The sequence below is a fragment of the Acidaminobacter sp. JC074 genome (genome assembly GCF_022496765.1).
Classification (GTDB): domain Bacteria; phylum Bacillota; class Clostridia; order Peptostreptococcales; family Acidaminobacteraceae; genus JABXKX01.
The window spans coordinates 82,836-101,813 of record NZ_VANV01000005.1 but is presented as its reverse complement, the minus strand read 5'-3'; the positions used below and the strand labels follow the sequence as shown (position 1 = coordinate 101,813).

The following is an 18,978-nucleotide window of genomic DNA, read 5'->3' as shown; positions in this document are numbered from 1 at the left end:
CTCCTATATTTCAATCGTTTGTAAATTGTCTTGTTTGGCAACTTGAATCAAGTGGTCTGCAACAATTAAGTCTTGAAGAGCTAAACCAGTTGTATCGAATATGGTTATGTCCATCTGACTTGTTCGACCGTCTTTTTTATTGATGATGACTTCACCTATCTCTGAATAGATATCACTTACTTTAATGACATTTCTCTTTATTGCCAGTTCAGTTTCACCAATGCTGATGGCTTGTTTGATATCATCTACAACTACTTTGGCAATTGAAAAAATGGATTCGTCAAGTTCTTGTTTACCTTCCATATCAGAACCAACGCAGGTAATGTGTGTACCTTCTTTAACCCATTCAGCAGCTATAAGAGGTTTTCTAGATGGTGTGGTTGTAACGATGATATCTGCATTCTTTGTTGCCTCCATCAGATTACTTGCCACATGGAAGTTCACATTAAATTGTCTTTCAAGTTTTTCAAAGCTATTAGCTTCTTGATACTTGTATAAGATATGATCTTTTAATCTGTCTTTGATGGTCTCTGTAAATCTAATAGCTGAATCTTCTGATAAAGGATCGTAAATAAAGATATCTTCAATATGCTCCATTGTCATTAGGAGGCCAGCAACATTGTAGAAAGCCTGATTACCAGAACCTACGATAAGAACCTTTTTAGAATCTTTTCTAGCCAAGTACTTTGCACCTACAGCGCCAGCAGCCCCTGTTCTCATGCCAGTAATGGAACGTGAATCTAATAGCCCTTTTAATTGACCATTAGAAGAATCAAAAATCATCATTGTGCCTGTTAAACGAGGTATGTTTAATCGGTCATTGGATGTCATGTAAGTAAGTGCCTTTAAACCATAGACACCAACATTACCTTCAATCAATCCTGATTTGATATCCATGTCCTTTTTACCCATGATCCAATCATGGGTGATGACGGGAAATAGCTTTGTTTCATTTTGTGCTTTTAAGATGTATGCCTTTTCAACTTTTGAAATCACAGACAACATATCGAGTGATGCTCTTACGCGTGCATCATCAATTAAATAAAATTTACTCATAGTTTTCCTCCTTTATGATTCATAGTTGCAAATATCGTGCCAAATAATCTATAATCAAATTAGTAAGTAAGGAGGCAGCATGTCCAACTCTAAAGTAAAAGAAATACTGAAAGATTTAGATATTGATAATAAAAATGGTGTTATTGACCTATTAGAGGACTTGAATGAAGGTATATTGATTGTTGACAAGGCATACAATATTATTTTTTATAATGATCACTTAGCCAATATTGAGTTTCTAGATAGTGAAAATGTCATTGGTAAGAATCTGTTTGAAGTATTTCCAGATAAATCTGCAATCAACTCTACCATCTATCAATGCATCAATACGGGTACCAAGGTTGTAGATAAGTTAGAAGAATATTTTACTTACAAGGGTAAGCAAGTTTCTGTCATAAACACAACAATTCCACTGTATAAGGATGGTGAAATTATTGCAGCCCTTGATTTAAGTAAAGATTTGAATCATTACAATAAACTTTTGAAAGCCAATTTTGGCAGTCAATCCAAGTTATCAACTTCCGGTAAGACACATTATAGCTTTCATGATATAATCTCAAATGATTCAGAAATGAAAAGAACCATTGAACGAGGTCTTAAAGCAGCAAGGCAGACTTCAAGTGTTTTAATTGTTGGAGAGACAGGGACAGGAAAAGAGTTGTTTGCTCAATCCATACATAATGAATCTCTAAGAAATCATAAGCCTTTTATTGCAATCAACTGTGCTGCAATTCCAGAGACTTTGATGGAGAGTATTTTGTTCGGTACGGCCAAGGGTTCTTTTACAGGTGCAGTAGAAAAAAGAGGTCTATTTGAACAGGCCAATCACGGAACCTTGTTACTAGATGAGATCAATTCATTGAGTATTGGCTTACAGGCTAAACTATTAAGAGTCTTGCAAGAAGGTACCTTTAGACGTATTGGTGGAGAAAAGGAGATTGCATCTGACGTAAGAATAATCGCAACCAGTAACAGTGATTTGATGGATATGGTTAAGGACAAAACCTTTAGATTGGATCTTTATTATCGCTTAAGCGTTATAACTATTGAAATTCCACCACTTAGGGATAGAAAGTCCGATATTAAACTACTTGCGAATCACTTCTTGGAAATATTGTCTGAGCATATTGAGACCAAGGCAGTTGCATTTACAGACCAGGTACTTAATCTGTACCAAGGTGCAAAGTGGAAAGGAAATGTCAGAGAACTTAGAAATGTCGTGGAAAGTTCTATGTGCTTACTTGATGACGAGACATTTATTTCTATAGAGCATACACCTAGGTATTTAAGAGAAGAAGCTGTTACTAGATCTCATGAAGAGCCCACTAAATCAAGTAGGAAAAAATCACTTAATGATTTGATGTTTGACTATGAGAAATCAGTGATCCTAGAAGCCTTAAAGAATCATGGAAACAATATCACAAAAGCTGCTGAAAGCCTTGATATTAGCAGACAATCTATGCAATATAGGATGAAAAGATTAGGTATCAGTAAGAGTGATTTTGTACTTATACATAAAGATGACATGTAAAAACCAAAGCCGAAGCTTTGGTTTTTAGAATTTATTAAAGTGGTATTAGCCTTCTAATGCGATAGGCTCTTCTTCTTTTTCTAAAGGTGCCATTGTGATGCCTAAATAGCCGTAAACGACTGAGACAACAGGATTGATTAGATTTAGAAATGCATATGGCAAATAAGCAAATGGGTGGATACCTATAACGCCACTGACATAAGCACCACATGTATTCCAAGGGATTAAAACTGATGTAAGCGTTCCAGCATCTTCTAAGGTTCTAGAAAGGTTTTTAGGATCAAGGCCTCTCTTTATAAATTCATCCTTGTACATTTTGCCTGGTAAAACGATCGCCAGGTACTGGTCACCAACGATGTTGGTACCTATACAAGTAGCAACAACTGCAAGGATCAGTGAACCGTTTGATTTTGCTCGTCTTAATAGAGCTGTTGTGATTTCTACAAGCATACCAGATTCATCTAGGGCACCACCTAGCATCATTGCGCATACAATCATTCCAATGGTGTAGTACATAGAATTGATACCGCCTTTACTGAACAAACTATCAACGAATGCTACGCCTGTTTCAGAGACATAACCATCATATGCAACATTAATCAAACTCGCAGGTGTTGCACCTTGGAAGACAATTGCAAATATACCTCCTAATACAGCCCCTATGAACAAACTTGGCAGTGGTGGAAACTTCTTAATAACTAAGACAATAACAATGACTGGACAAAGTAATAGGAGTAAACTCACATTAAAAGTTGATTCAATAATCGTTAATAACTCATTAACTTGTCCTAGAGTGTTGGTGCCAGATTGATATCTTAATCCAATAACCAAGTAAATTATAAATGCAATGACATAACTTGCACCTGTTGTGTAGACCATGTGTTTGATATGATCAAATAGATTAACGCCAGTTACTGCTGGTGCAAGGTTTGTTGTTTCTGACAGAGGCGACATTTTATCACCAAAGTATGAACCAGAAATAATGGCGCCTGCTGTCATTGCTGGTGGTATACCAAGGCCATTACCAACTCCCAGAAGTGCGATACCAATGGTTGCGATTACTGTCCAAGAACTACCTGTTGCAATGGAAACAATGGAACAAGAAACCATAGCAGAAACTAAAAAGAACTTTGGACTGATAATCTTAAGTCCCCAATAAACAAGTGTTGGTACAATGCCAGCTTTGATCCATAAACCAATAATTATGCCGATAAGAAAGATAAACATCACAGCAGGTAATGTCCTTGCAATCATTTGAACCATACCTTTTTCTAGTTGTTCCCACTTACGTCCAGCTGAGAGTGCAAAAATACATACTAGTGCAGTTGTTAGTAAGAGTGGTACGTGAACAACACCCTCTGCAACAACAAGCGTATATGCAATTGACCCCATCAAGAATAGAAACGTAATGACTGTTTTTAACATTCCGATTTTTTTTAATTCCATACTTCTCCTCCTTAAAACTATAATTCCCCCTCTTAACTCACGATGAGTTATCTCTTAATACTGCAATTTAGATACCAACTTATTGTAGGCATAGATGACAAGTTAGTCATGAAAAATTCATCGAACCGCCAACTTATTTTGCGTATAGAATGATTTTTAGTCAGTAGCATCATCAGCCATTTAATAGGATTTTTGTCCAATGATTTCAATACAGATTAATTATTAGTGTTATAATAATGCTAGACAAATGAGAAGGAGAGTGTTTTATGATTACGACATGTTCGGTGGCACCTCATGGATTTTCCATTATAGAAGAAATTGCAGGTCCAGAAAAAGAGATGTTTAAAAAGACAAGAGATAGTATGATTGAAATGGGAGAGCTTATTATGAAGGATAGGCCAGACACCATCGTTGTATTAACCCCTCATGGTTTAAGGTTAAGAGGCTTTAATGGGATTTATACAACCGCTTATTGTAGAGGTTCTTTGTCTCAGTTTGATGTATCGGTATCCCTTGACTATAAGTGTGATACAGATCTATCTAATGAAATATTAGATGCACTTGATCAAACTGACATTCCAGTAGTAGGCTGTAATTATGGGGCACTCTCAGGTGAATTTTCTAACATTGAAATGGATTGGGGAACTTTGATACCTCTCTGGTTTTGTACGGCTGATTATCAGCCTGAGATAGTCGTTATTGCACCAACTAGAGAGATACCTAAAACACAGCTAATTGAGATGGGTAAAGTTATGGGGAATATCTTTAATAGAAGTAAAAAGAAAATCGCTGTTATTGCAAGTGCAGATCAAGGTCACTGTCATGATAAAGATGGCCCATATGGTTATCATGAATCATCTAAGATTTTAGATGAAAAAGTCATGGCACTTGTAGTAGCTGATGATCTAGAAAAACTTCTTTATATAGAAGAAAGTTTAATTGAAGATGCCAAACCTGATTCTATATGGCAGATGCTTATCTTACACGGCATCTTAGGAGACTCAAAAAAAGGTAGACTTCTTTCTTATGAAGTACCAACATATTTTGGTATGGCCGTGGCTGTTTATGAATAGAAATCAACCTATAAACACAAGATGACTGATGGTGATGACGATTTAGTTTTTAAGAAAGAGTAAAACCAAATTACACATCATGTGGGTAAATGGGACAAATATACGTCTAAATACATCATGTGCTTTTAAAAACCACTTTTTTTGGATATAATTAAAGTATACAAAGAAGGTGGTTTTATGAATAATAATTGGTTTAAACCGAAGCAACGCATTGAACTTCATATCGATACGAGTAAAGGTATATTAAATCTGGCAACTCATATGGAACATATTACGGATGCAGGTGAGTTTATTGTTGCTGCACCATTTTATAAAGGACATCTATATCCATTTCTTTCAAAAGAACATGTGGAGCTTTTTACAATAGTGGAAGGTACGGGCATCATCTCATGTGATGTTGTAGTTGACAGACGTCTCAAGAACGGCGATGTTGTCTTATTGCTGTTAGAAAGAATTTCGGATATTAGGAAAACACAAAGAAGAAAGCATTACCGTTTACCAACCCTATTAGAAGCAGAGGTCATCACACCGGAAAGACCTAATTTATCCAAAATACATGCTGTTAGTAGAGATATCAGTGCAGGTGGTATTCGAATGGTAACACCTGAGCAGTTATTCCAAAAAGAGCATGTGCGTTTAAGAGTTGATTTAAACGGTCAGGAACTCAGTTTACATTCCAATGTTCTTGAGAGTATAGAAATGAATACAAATAGCTTGAGATACGATACACGTTTACAGTTTTCTGAACTAAATTCCAATGAGGAACGTGTGATTGTGGCTTATATATTTGATGAGCAGAGAAAGCGTAGAAGAAGAGGGTGAGTTGGTCAAACAACTCATTTTTTTATTGTCTTATTTAGTGTACAATGTTATTGAGGGACTTATGAAAAAAATTATCATTATAATCGTATGCTTCTTACTGGTAGCATGTCAGAACGATAAAAAACCACCAGTAAAAATAATTAGAAACAAACCTGTTGTAGAGGTTGAAGAAACTATTGAATATGTTGAGACAGATGCCTTAAAGGATTTGGTTAAACTGGTTAACAAGAAAACCGGTGTAGTTGATTTAATGGCACTACATGATTTGATTTCACCAAAGCTTTTAGATGAAGTGAATTTGAACAAGAACATTGATGATCAAATGGACCTTATAGATGAAATCATTTTAGAATCTTTGACCGAGTGGAAGAAGGATAAAGTTCAAGAAGTATTAATAGAAGAAAATCTAGACTTGAATCAGGATGATATAGATACACTTGTAGAGTGGGCATCGTGTCATGATGCTTATAAAGTCATGTCTGTTTATGAAGTTGTTTATTTAAAAGAAGAAGCTAAGAAGTAAGGGGGACTTATGGCTGATAGAGTATTGGTCGTAGAAGATGAATACCGTATGCGGGAACTGATCGTCGCATACTTTAAAAAAGAAGGTTACGAGGTCTTAGAAGCTGGAAATGGCAACGATGCCATTGATATTTTTGAGCGTGAAAAAGTTGACCTTGTAATACTTGATGTGATGATTCCTGGCATGTATGGTTGGGAAGTATGCAAATACATCAGAAATATTTCATCTGTACCAATTATTATGTTAACCGCTAAATCTGAAGAAGAAGATAAGCTTTTAGGTTTTGAACTTGGTGCAGATGAATATGTGACCAAGCCATTTTCACCAAAAGTCCTTGTTGCGAGATCTAGAAATCTCTTAAAACGTGTGAAGGGAGATCTAGAAACAGGTGAGGGTGTGATTCACATTGATGGTATCAAGATCAATACCCTGTCTTATGAAGTTAAAGTAAATGACAAGGTCATAGCCACTTCACCAAAGGAGTATGAACTTTTATATTATTTAGTAGAAAACAAGAACAGGGTATGTACCCGTGAAAAGATTCTCGATAGAGTTTGGGGTTATGACTACATGGGGGATTACCGTGTTGTAGATACCCACATTAAAAAGCTTAGGTCTAAACTTGGTGAACATGCTAATTTAATCAAAACGATTATTCGAGTAGGCTATATGTTTGAGGTGAAAAAATGAGATTAGGCCTCGTAGGCAGAATGACTTTCACAACCTTTATTTTATTCATGATGTTTTTAATCATAGCCTTTTTCTTTCAGGGGGCTTACTTTGGTAATTTCTATTTGGATCAGAGAATAGACATTATTACCAAACAAGTAGATGAGTTTAGTAAAGACTATAGGACATCACACTGGGAAAGTCAGGAGTTACAGGACAATCTAAATCTTTTTAATACCACCAATGGTATTGAGTTAACGGTTTTAGATAAGTACGGTAACATTAAAAATGAAAATGTGTATGAGATTGTTATTGAGTCATTTGATGGTTCGGTACATAAATTACAATTAAACCATGCCCTTAACAGTGACAGTGAAAGTATCCTATCTCTAAGGGTGGGAGACTATATTTATGCTGAAGGCTATCATTGGCCTTCAAGTGACATCATCTTCAAACCTTTAATCATATCAAATGGTAATTCTGAAGTTATTCGTGTTGTGGATGAAGAAGCTAATATGGATTTTGTTGAAGGCTATATCATTGGCTTGAATGTACCGACATATTCAGATATAAAGTCAGCCTTTTACAAACAGCCCATCCGTGAAGTTGTTTTAGATTTTATCGTTAAATATGGTATGAAATATCCTTGGCTGAGTGATTCAGGGGTTTATGAGGAAGTTTATCCAAACGAAGTACTCAACAGGTTGATTTTTTACCATCCGCTAGGTGATGCGGGAGATAGAGAAGTTGTTTTTGCACTGGGCTCTGAAAGACATATTATAGAAGCCAAGAGTATTCTTTCAGACTATCATGTCTATATTATTCTTTTATCATTGGTGCTGATTGTTTTCTTATCTTACTTCTATTCTATGACGCTTATGAGACCAATTATTGAGATTAACGATAAAGCTTCCAAAATGGCTCTACTTAATTTTGATGAAAAAATTGAAGTGACCAGAGACGATGAATTAGGTTCGCTATCAGAATCGCTGAACACCTTATCCACCAACCTTTCGAACAGTATGGAAAAATTGCAAGATGCCAATGTCCAACTAAAAAAAGAGATTGAAAAGGAACGTAAGCTTGAGAATCTAAGAAAAGAGTTTGTGAGCGGTGTTTCCCATGAACTCAAAACGCCTCTTGGTATCATTCGTGGATTCGCAGAAGGTGTTAGAGATGATGTATTTGAAGACTCAACCTACTACTTGGATGTTATTATAGAAGAAACTGAAAAAATGGATGCTTTGGTTGTCGATATGCTTGAGCTAAGTAAGTTGGAATCGACCAATTTCCAGATAGAAAAGAAGCATTTTGACTTGGTCAAATTGGTTGAATTTGTCTGTGGCAGATTTGAATACAGTCTAAAAGAAAAGGGATTAGAAGTTGTAATCAAACGACATACTGAACATGCATCATGTTTTGCAGATGAGTTTAGAATAGAGCAAATTTTAGTCAACTATCTTTCAAATGCAATAAGACATTCTATGCGTAATGAAAAAATAAAAATTGACATTAGTGAAACAAATAATCGTTTGCTCCTGCAAATTGAAAACGTCGGAGAAGCCATTCCTGAAGAAAAGATCGAGAAGGTTTGGAATCGGTTTTATCGGGTTGAAGCTTCTAGAAATAAATCCGATGGTGGAACTGGCTTAGGACTAGCAATTGTAAGGAATATAGTAGAATTACATGGCACAGATTTCGGTGCTGAAAATACAAAAGATGGTGTAAGATTCTTCTTTACAGTAGACATTCATGAGACGTAAAAATACGTCTCTTTTTTTGTCTTATTTTCAGAAAATTCATGATTATTGCGAATATTACTTTTTGCAAAAAAAGCTTGCAATCATAAATCACTATGCTATAATAGCACTCGTGTTAAGTTTTTAGCACGTTTTTTTTAGCCAATAATTGGAATTTAGATATAAAAAAGAATTAGGAGAGAAATTAAAATGAAAAAATATAGAGTGGTAATGCTCGTGATTTTCATGTTGATGGTTAGCCTTTTAGCTTTCGTATCTCAGGGTGAAGATATGATTTTGGTGAATGAAGTTGAAAATGCAAACTTCGAAATTGAAATCAACAAAATCAAACTTGAGACAAAATTAAAAGAAGCTGATCGAATTGCAGCTGAAAGACATGAACAAGTATTACTCCAACAAAAAATTGATGCTTCTAAATTTAATGAAGTAGAAAAACTGAATCAATATTTTGAGTTAAAGGAACAGGAAAGAGCCTTGACTCAAAATGCACGTGTTGATGAGATTATGAAATTAACACCTCTTGATGAGTACACAGCAGGTCTTGTTATCGAATACGCTGACAAATATGGTGTTCGTGCTTCATTGATTTTAGGTGTGATTGATCTTGAGTCATCTTTTAACCCATACCTAGTAGGTACATCAGATGACAGAGGTTACATGCAAATTATTCCTGGCACTGAAAAATGGTTGGCAACAGCTTATGGTGAAGAGTTAGGTCTTGAGTATGATCCTTCAAGAATCTTTGATGCAGACTACAACATTCCACTGGCAGTAAAGTACTTATCAATTCTTCAAAAAGAGTTTGGTGATGATACTAAGATGCTGACAGCTTATAACCGTGGTAACTATGGTATGCAAAAATGGTTTGAAAAACATCAAACTTATGAGACTGCTTACTCACGTGTTGTATTAAAAAGAGAACAAAAATACTTAAGTGTATACTAAAATGTTTATAGAATCTTCTTAGACTGAGTCTAAGGAGATTTTTTTCTTTTATCTTAGTCATTTTTTGGTTATAATGAGTACGAACGAACGTTCTAGGAGTTGCTATGTCAGATATTAAGATTACAGAAATTGATATATCCGTAAGGGACCTGATCCACTTTGTTTATAGAGGTGGTGATTTAGATGCCCGTTTTGTTGGCAAATCAAGAGCACTTAAGGGGACCAAAGCTCATCAGGCCATCCAAAAGAAAATGGGTGATGACTATGTGTCTGAAGTGACCTTAAAGCATGAGGTCTCCAGAGACAATATTTTGATTCGCATCAAAGGCCGTGTAGACGGTGTTATTCATGGTGACATGATTACAATTGATGAAATCAAGTCTACCTTAAGAGAGCTAGACAGTCTTAGTGAGGATGACTACCCCATGCACTGGTTACAGGGAGAGTTTTATGCCTATATCTATGCACTTAAACACGATAAGAAGGAAATGAAAGTTCAACTGACTTATGTGACTGTTGATGATTTCCAGGTAAGGCGATTTGAAAGACCTTATACCTTTGAAGATTTAGAAGCCATCTTTTCTGAAACATTAGAACTGTATTTGGATTTTGCCTACCGCATAGATGACTGGCAACAGATTCGTGATGCATCTATTAAAGCTCTTAGTTTTCCTTTTGAGTCTTATAGAAAAGGCCAAAGAGACATGGCCGTATGTGTTTATAAGACCATTCAAGAAAAGAAGAAGTCTTTTATACAGGCGCCGACCGGCATCGGTAAAACCATTTCTACCTTGTTTCCAACTGTAAAGGCTATTGGAGAAGGTCATACAAGTAAGATTTTTTACTTAACAGCCAAGACCATTACACGGTCTGTTGCTGAAGAAGCTTTTGATCTAATGAGACAAGAAGGTCTTCGAATGAAGAATTTAACCATTACTGCAAAAGATAAGATTTGCTTTGAAAAAGATGCTGCCTGTATACCAGAAGAATGTTCTTATGCAAAGGGTTATTATAACAGAATTAATGATGCCATTAAGGATATTTTGGATAAAACGGATGCCTACACACGAGAGGTGATTGAAGAGTATGCAATCAAACACCACGTCTGTCCCTTCGAATTTTCCCTTGACATCGCTTTAATTGCTGACTGTATCATTTGTGACTATAACTATGTTTTTGATCCTAGAGTGAATTTAAAGCGATTTTTCGCTGATGTCCAAAAAGACTATGCTTTTTTGATCGATGAAGCCCATAATTTGGTAGATCGTGCAAGAGGTATGTTTTCATCAAAAATTGCAAAAAAACCCTTGTTGGATATTAAAAGAGGCCTTAAGCCTCATGCCAAAAAAGATAAGATTGAGCCCTTTATGAAGGTGGTTACAAAACTAAATAAAGCGCTATTAGACTATAAAAATGACTGTATAGAAAAAGATAAGTTTATCTTTCATGACCAGCCCATAGAACTCATTCAAATTATGAGGCGGTTCTCGCAGTTAGCAGATGTGATATTAAGTGATTACAAGGACCTTGAATGTTATGATTTGATACTGGACTATTACTTTGAAGTCCTCAATATGATTAACATATCAGAACTTTATGACGATGCTTATAAGACCTATGTAGAAATAAAGAGAAATGACATTGAACTCAATCTGTTTTGTGTAGATCCAGCTTTTCTTTTGTCGCAGACTTTAAAACATGGGGCAGGTGCAGTTTTCTTTTCTGCTACTTTGTCACCCATTCAATACTTTCATAGACTTTACTCTTATGAGGAAAAAGACTATACCTTGATTTTAAGTTCGCCATTTGATGAGAAAAACAGGATGTACATGATTGGGTCAGATATAAAAACGACTTACAAACAGCGTCAGTATTCCTATGAAGACATTGCCCTTTACATTAGAGATATGGCCTTATCTAAGACTGGCAACTACATTGTCTTCTTTTCATCTTATGTTTATAAGAAGGAAGTCCTAGAATGCTTTGAAGACCTAGAAGTAGATGTGGATATTGTCGATCAACAAAGAGACCTTTCTGAAAATGAAAAAGAAGAGTTTTTAGGCCAGTTTAAAGAAGATGTGGAAAAATCGATGGTGGCATTTTGTGTTCTTGGCGGTTCTTTTTCTGAAGGCGTAGACCTTCGAGGTAACAGGCTTATTGGTACCGCCATTGTAGGCGTAGGCCTTCCAATGGTTTGTCTAGAAAGAGAAATCATAAAATCCTATCATCAAGAGCATGATGAGGATGCTTTTAACTATGCCTATGTTTATCCTGGCCTTAACAAAGTCATGCAGGCAGCTGGTAGGGTCATAAGAACGGAAGAAGATAAGGGCATCATCATGTTGTTAGATGAAAGATATACTTACCATTCATACAGACAAGTCATACCTTATGACTGGCGGCCTCTTATCACGACTAGACGAACTTTTAAACAAGACATTCAGTATTCGTGGGATCAAATACTATAATTGTATTTAAAACTTTTTTGTGTTATTCTTTTTAGAATATATAAGGAGGGCGCTATGAAACCATGTATTATGATATTGGGACCACAGGCTGTTGGTAAGATGGCTGTTGGTATGGCTTTAAGAGAAAAATACAATTATCGATTGTTTCACAATCATATGTCCATAGAACTGGTCAATGACTTATATGGCCAATTAGATAAAGAGGCTTTCAAATTAGTGGGAAAGCTAAGACAAGTTATATTTGAAGATGTATTTACAAGAGACTTAGATGGTTTTACATTTACTTATATGATGGCCTTTGATTGGCCTTCTGAGCATAAATATGTAGAGGACTTCATTGCTAAGTTTGAATCAAATGGCTTTACAGTTTTTCTTGTAGAGCTAGAAGCAGATGTAGAAACAAGACTTGAAAGAAATAAGAGTGATTTAAGATTAAAACAAAAGGCCACAAAGAGAAACATTGAATGGTCAGATAATAATCTATTGGAGTCTATGGATAAGTATAGACTCAACTCTAATCCAGGTGAAATGACCTATGAAAGGTATTTGAAGATAAACAACAGTGATTTATCACCTGATCAGGTTGCTCAGATGATTTATGATTATATTCAAAACAAGTAAAAGTCGAAGGGTGACCTTCGACTTTTTTGGTTGCAACCAAATCATTAAATGAGTAGACCCAGTCTAGATTCTGCTTGTTCTGCCTGCTTGTTCTGCAGCAGAATTTTGTACTGGTTTAAAGAGTTTTGCTTATTAAGTTCTATCACTTGTTTAGCAATATCTAAATCTCTAATACCAGATTGTGATGCCGCTTGATTGATCTCGCTGACACGCGTATTGTTGAGATTAGATTCTAAGCCATTGGTTGATGCGCCAATTTCTGATAATGACTCAGTAACTCTTGAGATGGCCTCATCGATTTTATCTACACCATCTTCTACAGAGAAGTTATCTAGACCAAGTGCTTCTAGACTGGCATCTCTGATTGTCATCTGGGTTCCCTGACCATTCGCACCCACACCTAGCTGCTGATTGGTAAAAGATCCGTCGACAAGTTTTTTTGTATTGAAATTTGTGTTTTGTACATTGCTCTGAATATTTTCGAATAGACTGTTGATCTCATTTTGAATAACCGCACGATCTTCATCCGTAAAGATACCGTTGCCCGCTTGAACAGTCAGTTCTCTAACTCGTCCCAAGTCTGTCAGGACATTTTGTAAAGAACCATCAGCTGTATTTAATAAGTCTTGGCTGGATTCTATGTTTTGGATCGCCTGTTGGTCACCCTTAATTTGGCTTTCGAGTTTTTCGGAAATCGCAAGCCCTGCCGGATCGTCCGATGCAGAGTTTATTCGATTACCACTGGCAATTTTAGAATAAACGTCATATGCTTGGATCTTCAATGATATCACCTCACAATCTACTTTATTATATACCCATTTTGAAGTAAGTTAAACATTTGAGATAGGTTTTAAAACGCGTTATCAGAATGTTCTGTTAATTTTTGTTTCTTTTGGGTATAAAGATTGTCAGAAAGTTGGTGATAATTTGAAATTGGCATTTGGAATGATAACAAAAGATTTATTAAGTATGGAACCACTAGATCAATTTTTAGACAATGCAGAGAAATTCGGACATGAAGTAGACAGTGTTGTTGTTGGTTATGCTGATCAACTCGATATGAAAGTGGTAAAAAAACTAAAAGAAAGAGTCAAAGTATATTTGGTAAAAATAAGACAGTCTCAGGTCTTACACGAGAAGCTTGTAAAGCTTGGCATGTCTGATGATGACATCTGTCATTTAATTGGAGACTATAGCAAACCATCAGATGGTAGGGCGGCTTATGGTGTCAGCAGAAACCATGTTGTCTTAGAAGCCATGCTCAACAAGCTGGATGTCCTTGTTTTTATTGATACAGATGTGTATCCAGAGGTTGTGATTAAAAAAGAAAACTTGCTGGACACGGATATTTACCAGACAAGAAAAACTGATATAGAAGACGTTTATATTCAAGAAGTTGATTTTTTAGGTGAACATTTAAAGCACTTAGAAAAAGATAATGTCATGGTGACGACCAGTGACTATACGGGTTATTACATCATACCGCCTATGCAGTTTGAGGGCATGCAGGACCTTTTCTTTGGCCTAAAAAAAGAGCAGGCTTATGACTACATAACCAATTCTTACAGCCATCACTGTCTTGCAACCGATCATGGCAAAAAAAGAAGTGGTTTTAAGACCCATAAGGTTCTTGGGGGGAATGTGGCCATTAAGCTCAAGCTATTTGAGACCATGCTGCCTTTCTTTTCATCGACTTATATGGTGGAGGACAATAAGTATCTGACAAGAGGCGAGGATACCTTACTGGCCATCCAGGTGAAGAATCATGAGAAATTTATTTTTTATGACATTGATATGAAAATCTTTCACAATACATACAGTCATTTCCCGATTGTACCGGATATTGTCGGAGATAAAAATATAAAAGACAGGTTCTATTATGCATGTATGGGGTGGATCGGCAGGAACCCATTTTTAAATGAAATGCATGAGCTTAAATTAGAATCAGTTTATAAAATAGAGCACCAGTATTTAGAGGCAGGTTCTAAAGCCATAAGTAATTATTTAGATGACGATAGATTTCTTTTATTACCTAAGGCTCATGAAAAGGCTTATAAGCATTTAGAAACGATGAATGAAGAGTTTGAAGCATTTAAGGCAAGTTGGTTTGATTTTATAAGGAGGATGAAATGAGAATTTTGATTTTGAATCATTTCCCACTAGAGGGATCGGGTAGTGGGATTTACACGAAAAACTTAGCAAGAGAATTAAGCGAGATGGGTCATACTGTGAAAGTTGTTTTCCCAGAAATTGAAGAGGTATCATTTGATGAGTTTGAAACAAGAGTGATTTTATTTAAGGGACCTCAGACTGAAAATCCTGAATTTGATTTTAACTTTCCGTGTTTTACATCACATCCAAGAAGTGTGAATACATACTATGAGTTAGATGATAATCAACTTAAGGCTTACGTTCAGAAATTTGTAGATGTGACCAAAGAAGAAGTAGAAAACTTTAAGCCAGACCTTATTCATGCCCAGCATCTATGGGTGACGCCATATGCGGCTGCTCAAACGGGGGTACCTTATATCGTTACAGCACATGGGACAGACCTAAAAGGTTTTGTAAAAGATGATAGATATCATAAGTATGCCTTAGAGGGTGCAAAAAAGGCAGCTAAGGTCATTACCATTTCAGAACAAGTAGATGAGGAAGTTACAACTTTATATGGTGTACCAGAAGACAAGAAAGAACTTGTATTAAACGGCTATGATGAGAACTTGTTTAAAGTAAAAGATTTGAATTGCTTTGATGTATTAAATGACTTTAACTTATCACTAGAACCGGATTATGTGGTTTCCTTTGCAGGTAAATTGACCCACTTCAAGGGTGTAGATGTTCTCTTAAAGGCGGCTAGAATTTATAACGAAGCCATTGATGGTGAAGTGGTGACCTTAATTGCGGGTAATGGTGAACTTTATGAGGAACTTAACAAACTTAAGATGACCCTGAAACTTGACCACGTACAATTTTTGGGTCATGTTAACCAACACCAGTTAGTAGACTTATACAATATTGCAGATGTATCAACAGTCCCATCTAGAACTGAACCTTTTGGACTGGTAGCTATAGAAGCTTTAGCATGTGGTACGCCAGTTGTTGGTACCAATCAAGGCGGCTTGCCAGATTTTCTAATTGAAGATGTTGGTACACTTGTCCCAGTGGATGATGACATTGCTCTTGCAGACGCAATTGTTGCTGAAATCAAACATAAAGAAAAAGAAAAACGTGCAAAAGCAGCAGCTGATTATGCCTTGAAGAACTTCTCATGGAAACGATCAATTGGTGTTGTTGCATCTATATATGAATCAATAATCTAAAGAAAGGAGTCATCATGAGAACAACCCTTGTTATACCAACTTATTGGTCTAGAGAAAATAATGAATGGCATGAGGGTGATGCAGTATATGATCATCCAACCCCTATAAACGGTGATGATACTTTAGGGCGAACCCTTGAAAGTATGAAGGACTTGGACAATAAGAAATTTAAGCTGGTGATTCCAATATGTCCTACCTGTAAAGAAGTAGAAGCAGAATCTGAAAGACGTGTTAGAGAAATTGTAAAGAAGGTAGGTTTAAACATTGAAACATACATTTTTACAGCTGAGAACTTAAGAAATATACAAAAGATTCTTATTGAGCAAGGGCTCTCTGAAAATGATGCCAACCTGCTTGATATTCATGGTTATTCTAATGTAAGAAACATCTGTCTCTATGTCTCACATGTTTTGTCTGCTGAAGTTACCATCTTAATTGATGATGATGAAATCTTTGAAAATCCTAAGTTTGTGGATATGGCAAAAGAGTATATCGGTAAGAGAATTTATGGTAAGAGTGTTTATGGTGTTGCAGGTTACTATTTAAATAAATACGATGAGTTTTACGATGATGTCACCATGGTACCATGGATGACTTATTGGGATAGATTTGGATCTAAAACAAAGGCATTTGATAAGATCATTTCTTGTGATCCAAGAATTAAAATGACACCATTTGCATTTGGTGGATTGATGGTCATTCATAAGAACTTATTTAAGACTGTGGCCTTTGACCCAGATGTGACCCGTGGTGAGGATATTGACTATCTGATTAATTCTAAGATGTTTGGCTTTGACTTTTTCTTAGACAATAAGCTGAATATCAAACATCTACCACCAAAGAAGAACCATCCAATCTGGAAGAGACTCAGAGAAGATATTTATAGATTTTTATATGAACAGGCTAAGATTCGTTCGCAATACGAAGTCAACAATATGACTATGGTGAAGGCCAAAAACTTTGATCCATATCCTGGCGACTTTTTAACAGATGATTTAGAAGATAAAATCTTTAAAACCAACATCTTACTTGCGCTGGAATACTTGGCTGACGGTGACATTGAAGGCTGTAGAGAATCTATAAAGAACATCTACCTTTCAAAATTTGATGCTGTGCCGACAGATGATCCATTTACAGCTTATAGACGTGTACAGAGAACTTGGGTTAAAATTATTGAAGCGACTAGCAAACATCGTACGATTATTAGAAGAGAGATGGAAGTTAATAACTTGTCTCATTCACTCAGAAGTCTAGAAGACATTGAAATTTCTTCATTAACAAAAGAAGAGATCATTGATCGTATCAAGAAGTTCTCTGATTTTAAAGACCTATCAGATAGGGAAGTAGAACTACTTTCTCAAATCACAAGTGTAAGAGGCTACAAGAAAGATGAAGTTGTTATTCAAATTGGAGATACCAACCTTGAGTTTATGATGATCATCAAAGGTTGTGTTAGAATTTCTAAATACAATGATTCTAATGAAGAAATCAACCTTGCAACCATTTGCTCAAATGGTGTGATTGGTGAAACTTCTATCATTAAAGAAAAGTACAATGTTGTCGGTATAGCCGATGAGTTTACAGAAATGCTGGTTATGAAAAAGGCAGATTTAGAAGGCCTAATTCAAGCGGATGCTACCCTTGGTGTCAAAATGCTTTACATCATTTTGGAAAGATTGTATTATAAGCTTAATAAGACAAATCTCTTATACAGAGAAAAGATTATGCAAGATGAAAATTCAATTGACATGCATTAGGGGGAAATGATGAGAGTAAGAAAGGCTATTATACCTGCAGCCGGCTATGGTACTAGGTTTTTGCCGACAACAAAGGCAACACCTAAAGAGATGTTGAACATTGTCGACAAACCTGCAATCCAGTATATTGTGGAAGAAGCAGTTGCTGCTGGTATAGAGGAAATACTTATAATTACGACGAGAAATAAATCGTCTATTGAGAACCATTTTGATGCAACTCCAGAGCTCAATGATATGCTTAAGTCTAAGGGGAAAGATGACTTACTGGCACTTTCAAAAGAAGCTGAGGATTTAGCAGAAGTCTTCTTTAAAAGACAAAAGGAGATGAAAGGTTTAGGCCATGCTGTATTACAGGCTAGAGCCTTTGTAGGTGATGAGCCATTTGCCATTTTATTAGGAGATGACATCGTTTATCATGAGAAGCCATGTTTAAAGCAACTGATTGAGGTCTTTGATAAAAGGCAGGCTTCAGTATTAGGTGTTCAGTCTGTTAAAAAGGAAGATGTCTCTAAGTATGGTATCGTTGATGGCAAACAAATAGATGACAGAACCTATACCGTTGAAGGTATGATTGAAAAACCGAGTATTGAAGAAGCACCTACGACGGTAGCTGCCTTAGGCAGATACGTTTTAACACCTGCAATATTCGATATCTTAGAAACAACTCAACCGGGTAAGGGTGGTGAAATCCAGCTAACTGATGGCTTGATCGAACTTGCCAAGAAGGAATCGATGTTTGCATATGATTTCGAAGGTATCAGATACGATACAGGTGATAAACTGGGTTACTTAAAAGCAACTGTAGAATATGCCTTACGCCACGAGGGTGTTAAAGCATCTTTTAAAGACTATATTAAAGAAATAAGTGAAAAGCTATAGTATAAATCCAAGTCGAAAGACTTGGATTTTGTACGTATTTCACTAACGAACGAACTATTTTAAAATCTATATCGAACGATATATTGACATATATCGCACGAAGCGTTA

Annotated in this window: 16 protein-coding genes; 13 read left to right on the top strand and 3 right to left on the bottom strand. The window is 36.0% G+C overall.

Annotated features, from left to right (window positions below; translation table 11 throughout):
* Positions 1-3: 3 nt before the first annotated feature.
* Positions 4-1,056: an ornithine cyclodeaminase family protein gene (locus EZV73_RS06505; RefSeq protein ID WP_240839439.1), complete on the bottom strand. Its 1,053-nt coding sequence runs from the start codon at positions 1,054-1,056 to the stop codon at positions 4-6.
* 79 nt (positions 1,057-1,135) lie between these two features.
* On the opposite strand from EZV73_RS06505, the gene EZV73_RS06500 reads away from it, so the two are divergent.
* Positions 1,136-2,587: a sigma-54-dependent Fis family transcriptional regulator gene (locus EZV73_RS06500; protein WP_240839438.1), complete on the top strand. Its 1,452-nt coding sequence runs from the start codon at positions 1,136-1,138 to the stop codon at positions 2,585-2,587.
* Positions 2,588-2,632: 45 nt separating this feature from the next.
* Here EZV73_RS06500 and nhaC read toward each other — a convergent pair whose 3' ends face one another.
* Entirely contained in the window at positions 2,633-4,033 is a 1,401-nt protein-coding gene (gene nhaC, locus EZV73_RS06495) for a Na+/H+ antiporter NhaC (protein WP_240839437.1), read from the bottom strand.
* A gap of 266 nt (positions 4,034-4,299) precedes the next feature.
* On the opposite strand from nhaC, the gene EZV73_RS06490 reads away from it, so the two are divergent.
* The 8 genes from EZV73_RS06490 to EZV73_RS06455 all read left to right on the top strand — a co-directional run bounded on the left by EZV73_RS06490 (position 4,300) and on the right by EZV73_RS06455 (position 12,914).
* Complete coding sequence (locus EZV73_RS06490) at positions 4,300-5,106, top strand: hypothetical protein (protein WP_240839436.1); 807 nt, start codon at positions 4,300-4,302, stop codon at positions 5,104-5,106.
* Positions 5,107-5,283: 177 nt separating this feature from the next.
* Entirely contained in the window at positions 5,284-5,928 is a 645-nt protein-coding gene (locus EZV73_RS06485) for a flagellar brake protein (RefSeq protein WP_240839435.1), read from the top strand.
* A gap of 61 nt (positions 5,929-5,989) precedes the next feature.
* Complete coding sequence (locus EZV73_RS06480) at positions 5,990-6,451, top strand: hypothetical protein (protein WP_240839434.1); 462 nt, start codon at positions 5,990-5,992, stop codon at positions 6,449-6,451.
* A gap of 9 nt (positions 6,452-6,460) precedes the next feature.
* Positions 6,461-7,141, top strand: a complete 681-nt coding sequence (locus EZV73_RS06475; RefSeq protein WP_240839433.1) for a response regulator transcription factor — start codon at positions 6,461-6,463, stop codon at positions 7,139-7,141.
* Positions 7,138-8,883: a cell wall metabolism sensor histidine kinase WalK gene (locus tag EZV73_RS06470; protein ID WP_240839432.1), complete on the top strand. Its 1,746-nt coding sequence runs from the start codon at positions 7,138-7,140 to the stop codon at positions 8,881-8,883. The genes EZV73_RS06475 and EZV73_RS06470 overlap by 4 nt, the downstream gene beginning before the upstream one ends.
* Positions 8,884-9,069: 186 nt before the next feature.
* On the top strand, positions 9,070-9,825 hold the full coding sequence (locus EZV73_RS06465) for a lytic transglycosylase domain-containing protein (protein ID WP_240839431.1): 756 nt from the start codon (positions 9,070-9,072) through the stop codon (positions 9,823-9,825).
* A 104-nt stretch (positions 9,826-9,929) separates the two neighbouring features.
* The gene (locus EZV73_RS06460; RefSeq protein WP_240839430.1) at positions 9,930-12,293 is read left to right on the top strand and encodes an ATP-dependent DNA helicase; all 2,364 of its coding nucleotides are present in this window, start codon (positions 9,930-9,932) and stop codon (positions 12,291-12,293) included.
* 54 nt (positions 12,294-12,347) lie between these two features.
* The gene (locus EZV73_RS06455) at positions 12,348-12,914 is read left to right on the top strand and encodes an AAA family ATPase (RefSeq protein WP_240839429.1); all 567 of its coding nucleotides are present in this window, start codon (positions 12,348-12,350) and stop codon (positions 12,912-12,914) included.
* A gap of 44 nt (positions 12,915-12,958) precedes the next feature.
* Here the strand turns inward: EZV73_RS06455 and EZV73_RS06450 are convergent, their stop codons facing one another.
* Positions 12,959-13,696: a flagellin gene (locus EZV73_RS06450; RefSeq protein WP_240839428.1), complete on the bottom strand. Its 738-nt coding sequence runs from the start codon at positions 13,694-13,696 to the stop codon at positions 12,959-12,961.
* Between the two features lie 145 nt (positions 13,697-13,841).
* On the opposite strand from EZV73_RS06450, the gene EZV73_RS06445 reads away from it, so the two are divergent.
* Genes EZV73_RS06445 through galU form a run of 4 tightly spaced genes read left to right on the top strand, consistent with a single transcriptional unit; the run spans position 13,842 to position 18,870 of the window.
* On the top strand, positions 13,842-15,047 hold the full coding sequence (locus EZV73_RS06445) for a hypothetical protein (RefSeq protein WP_240839427.1): 1,206 nt from the start codon (positions 13,842-13,844) through the stop codon (positions 15,045-15,047).
* Positions 15,044-16,234 carry a glycosyltransferase family 4 protein gene (locus tag EZV73_RS06440; protein WP_240839426.1) on the top strand — a complete coding sequence of 397 codons (1,191 nt, stop codon included), beginning with the start codon at positions 15,044-15,046 and terminating at the stop codon, positions 16,232-16,234. The genes EZV73_RS06445 and EZV73_RS06440 overlap by 4 nt, the downstream gene beginning before the upstream one ends.
* A gap of 14 nt (positions 16,235-16,248) precedes the next feature.
* Positions 16,249-17,991 (top strand): Crp/Fnr family transcriptional regulator, encoded by a 1,743-nt coding sequence (locus EZV73_RS06435; protein ID WP_240839425.1) that lies wholly within the window; start codon positions 16,249-16,251, stop codon positions 17,989-17,991.
* A gap of 6 nt (positions 17,992-17,997) precedes the next feature.
* On the top strand, positions 17,998-18,870 hold the full coding sequence (galU, locus tag EZV73_RS06430) for a UTP--glucose-1-phosphate uridylyltransferase GalU (protein WP_240839424.1): 873 nt from the start codon (positions 17,998-18,000) through the stop codon (positions 18,868-18,870).
* Positions 18,871-18,978: the final 108 nt, after the last annotated feature.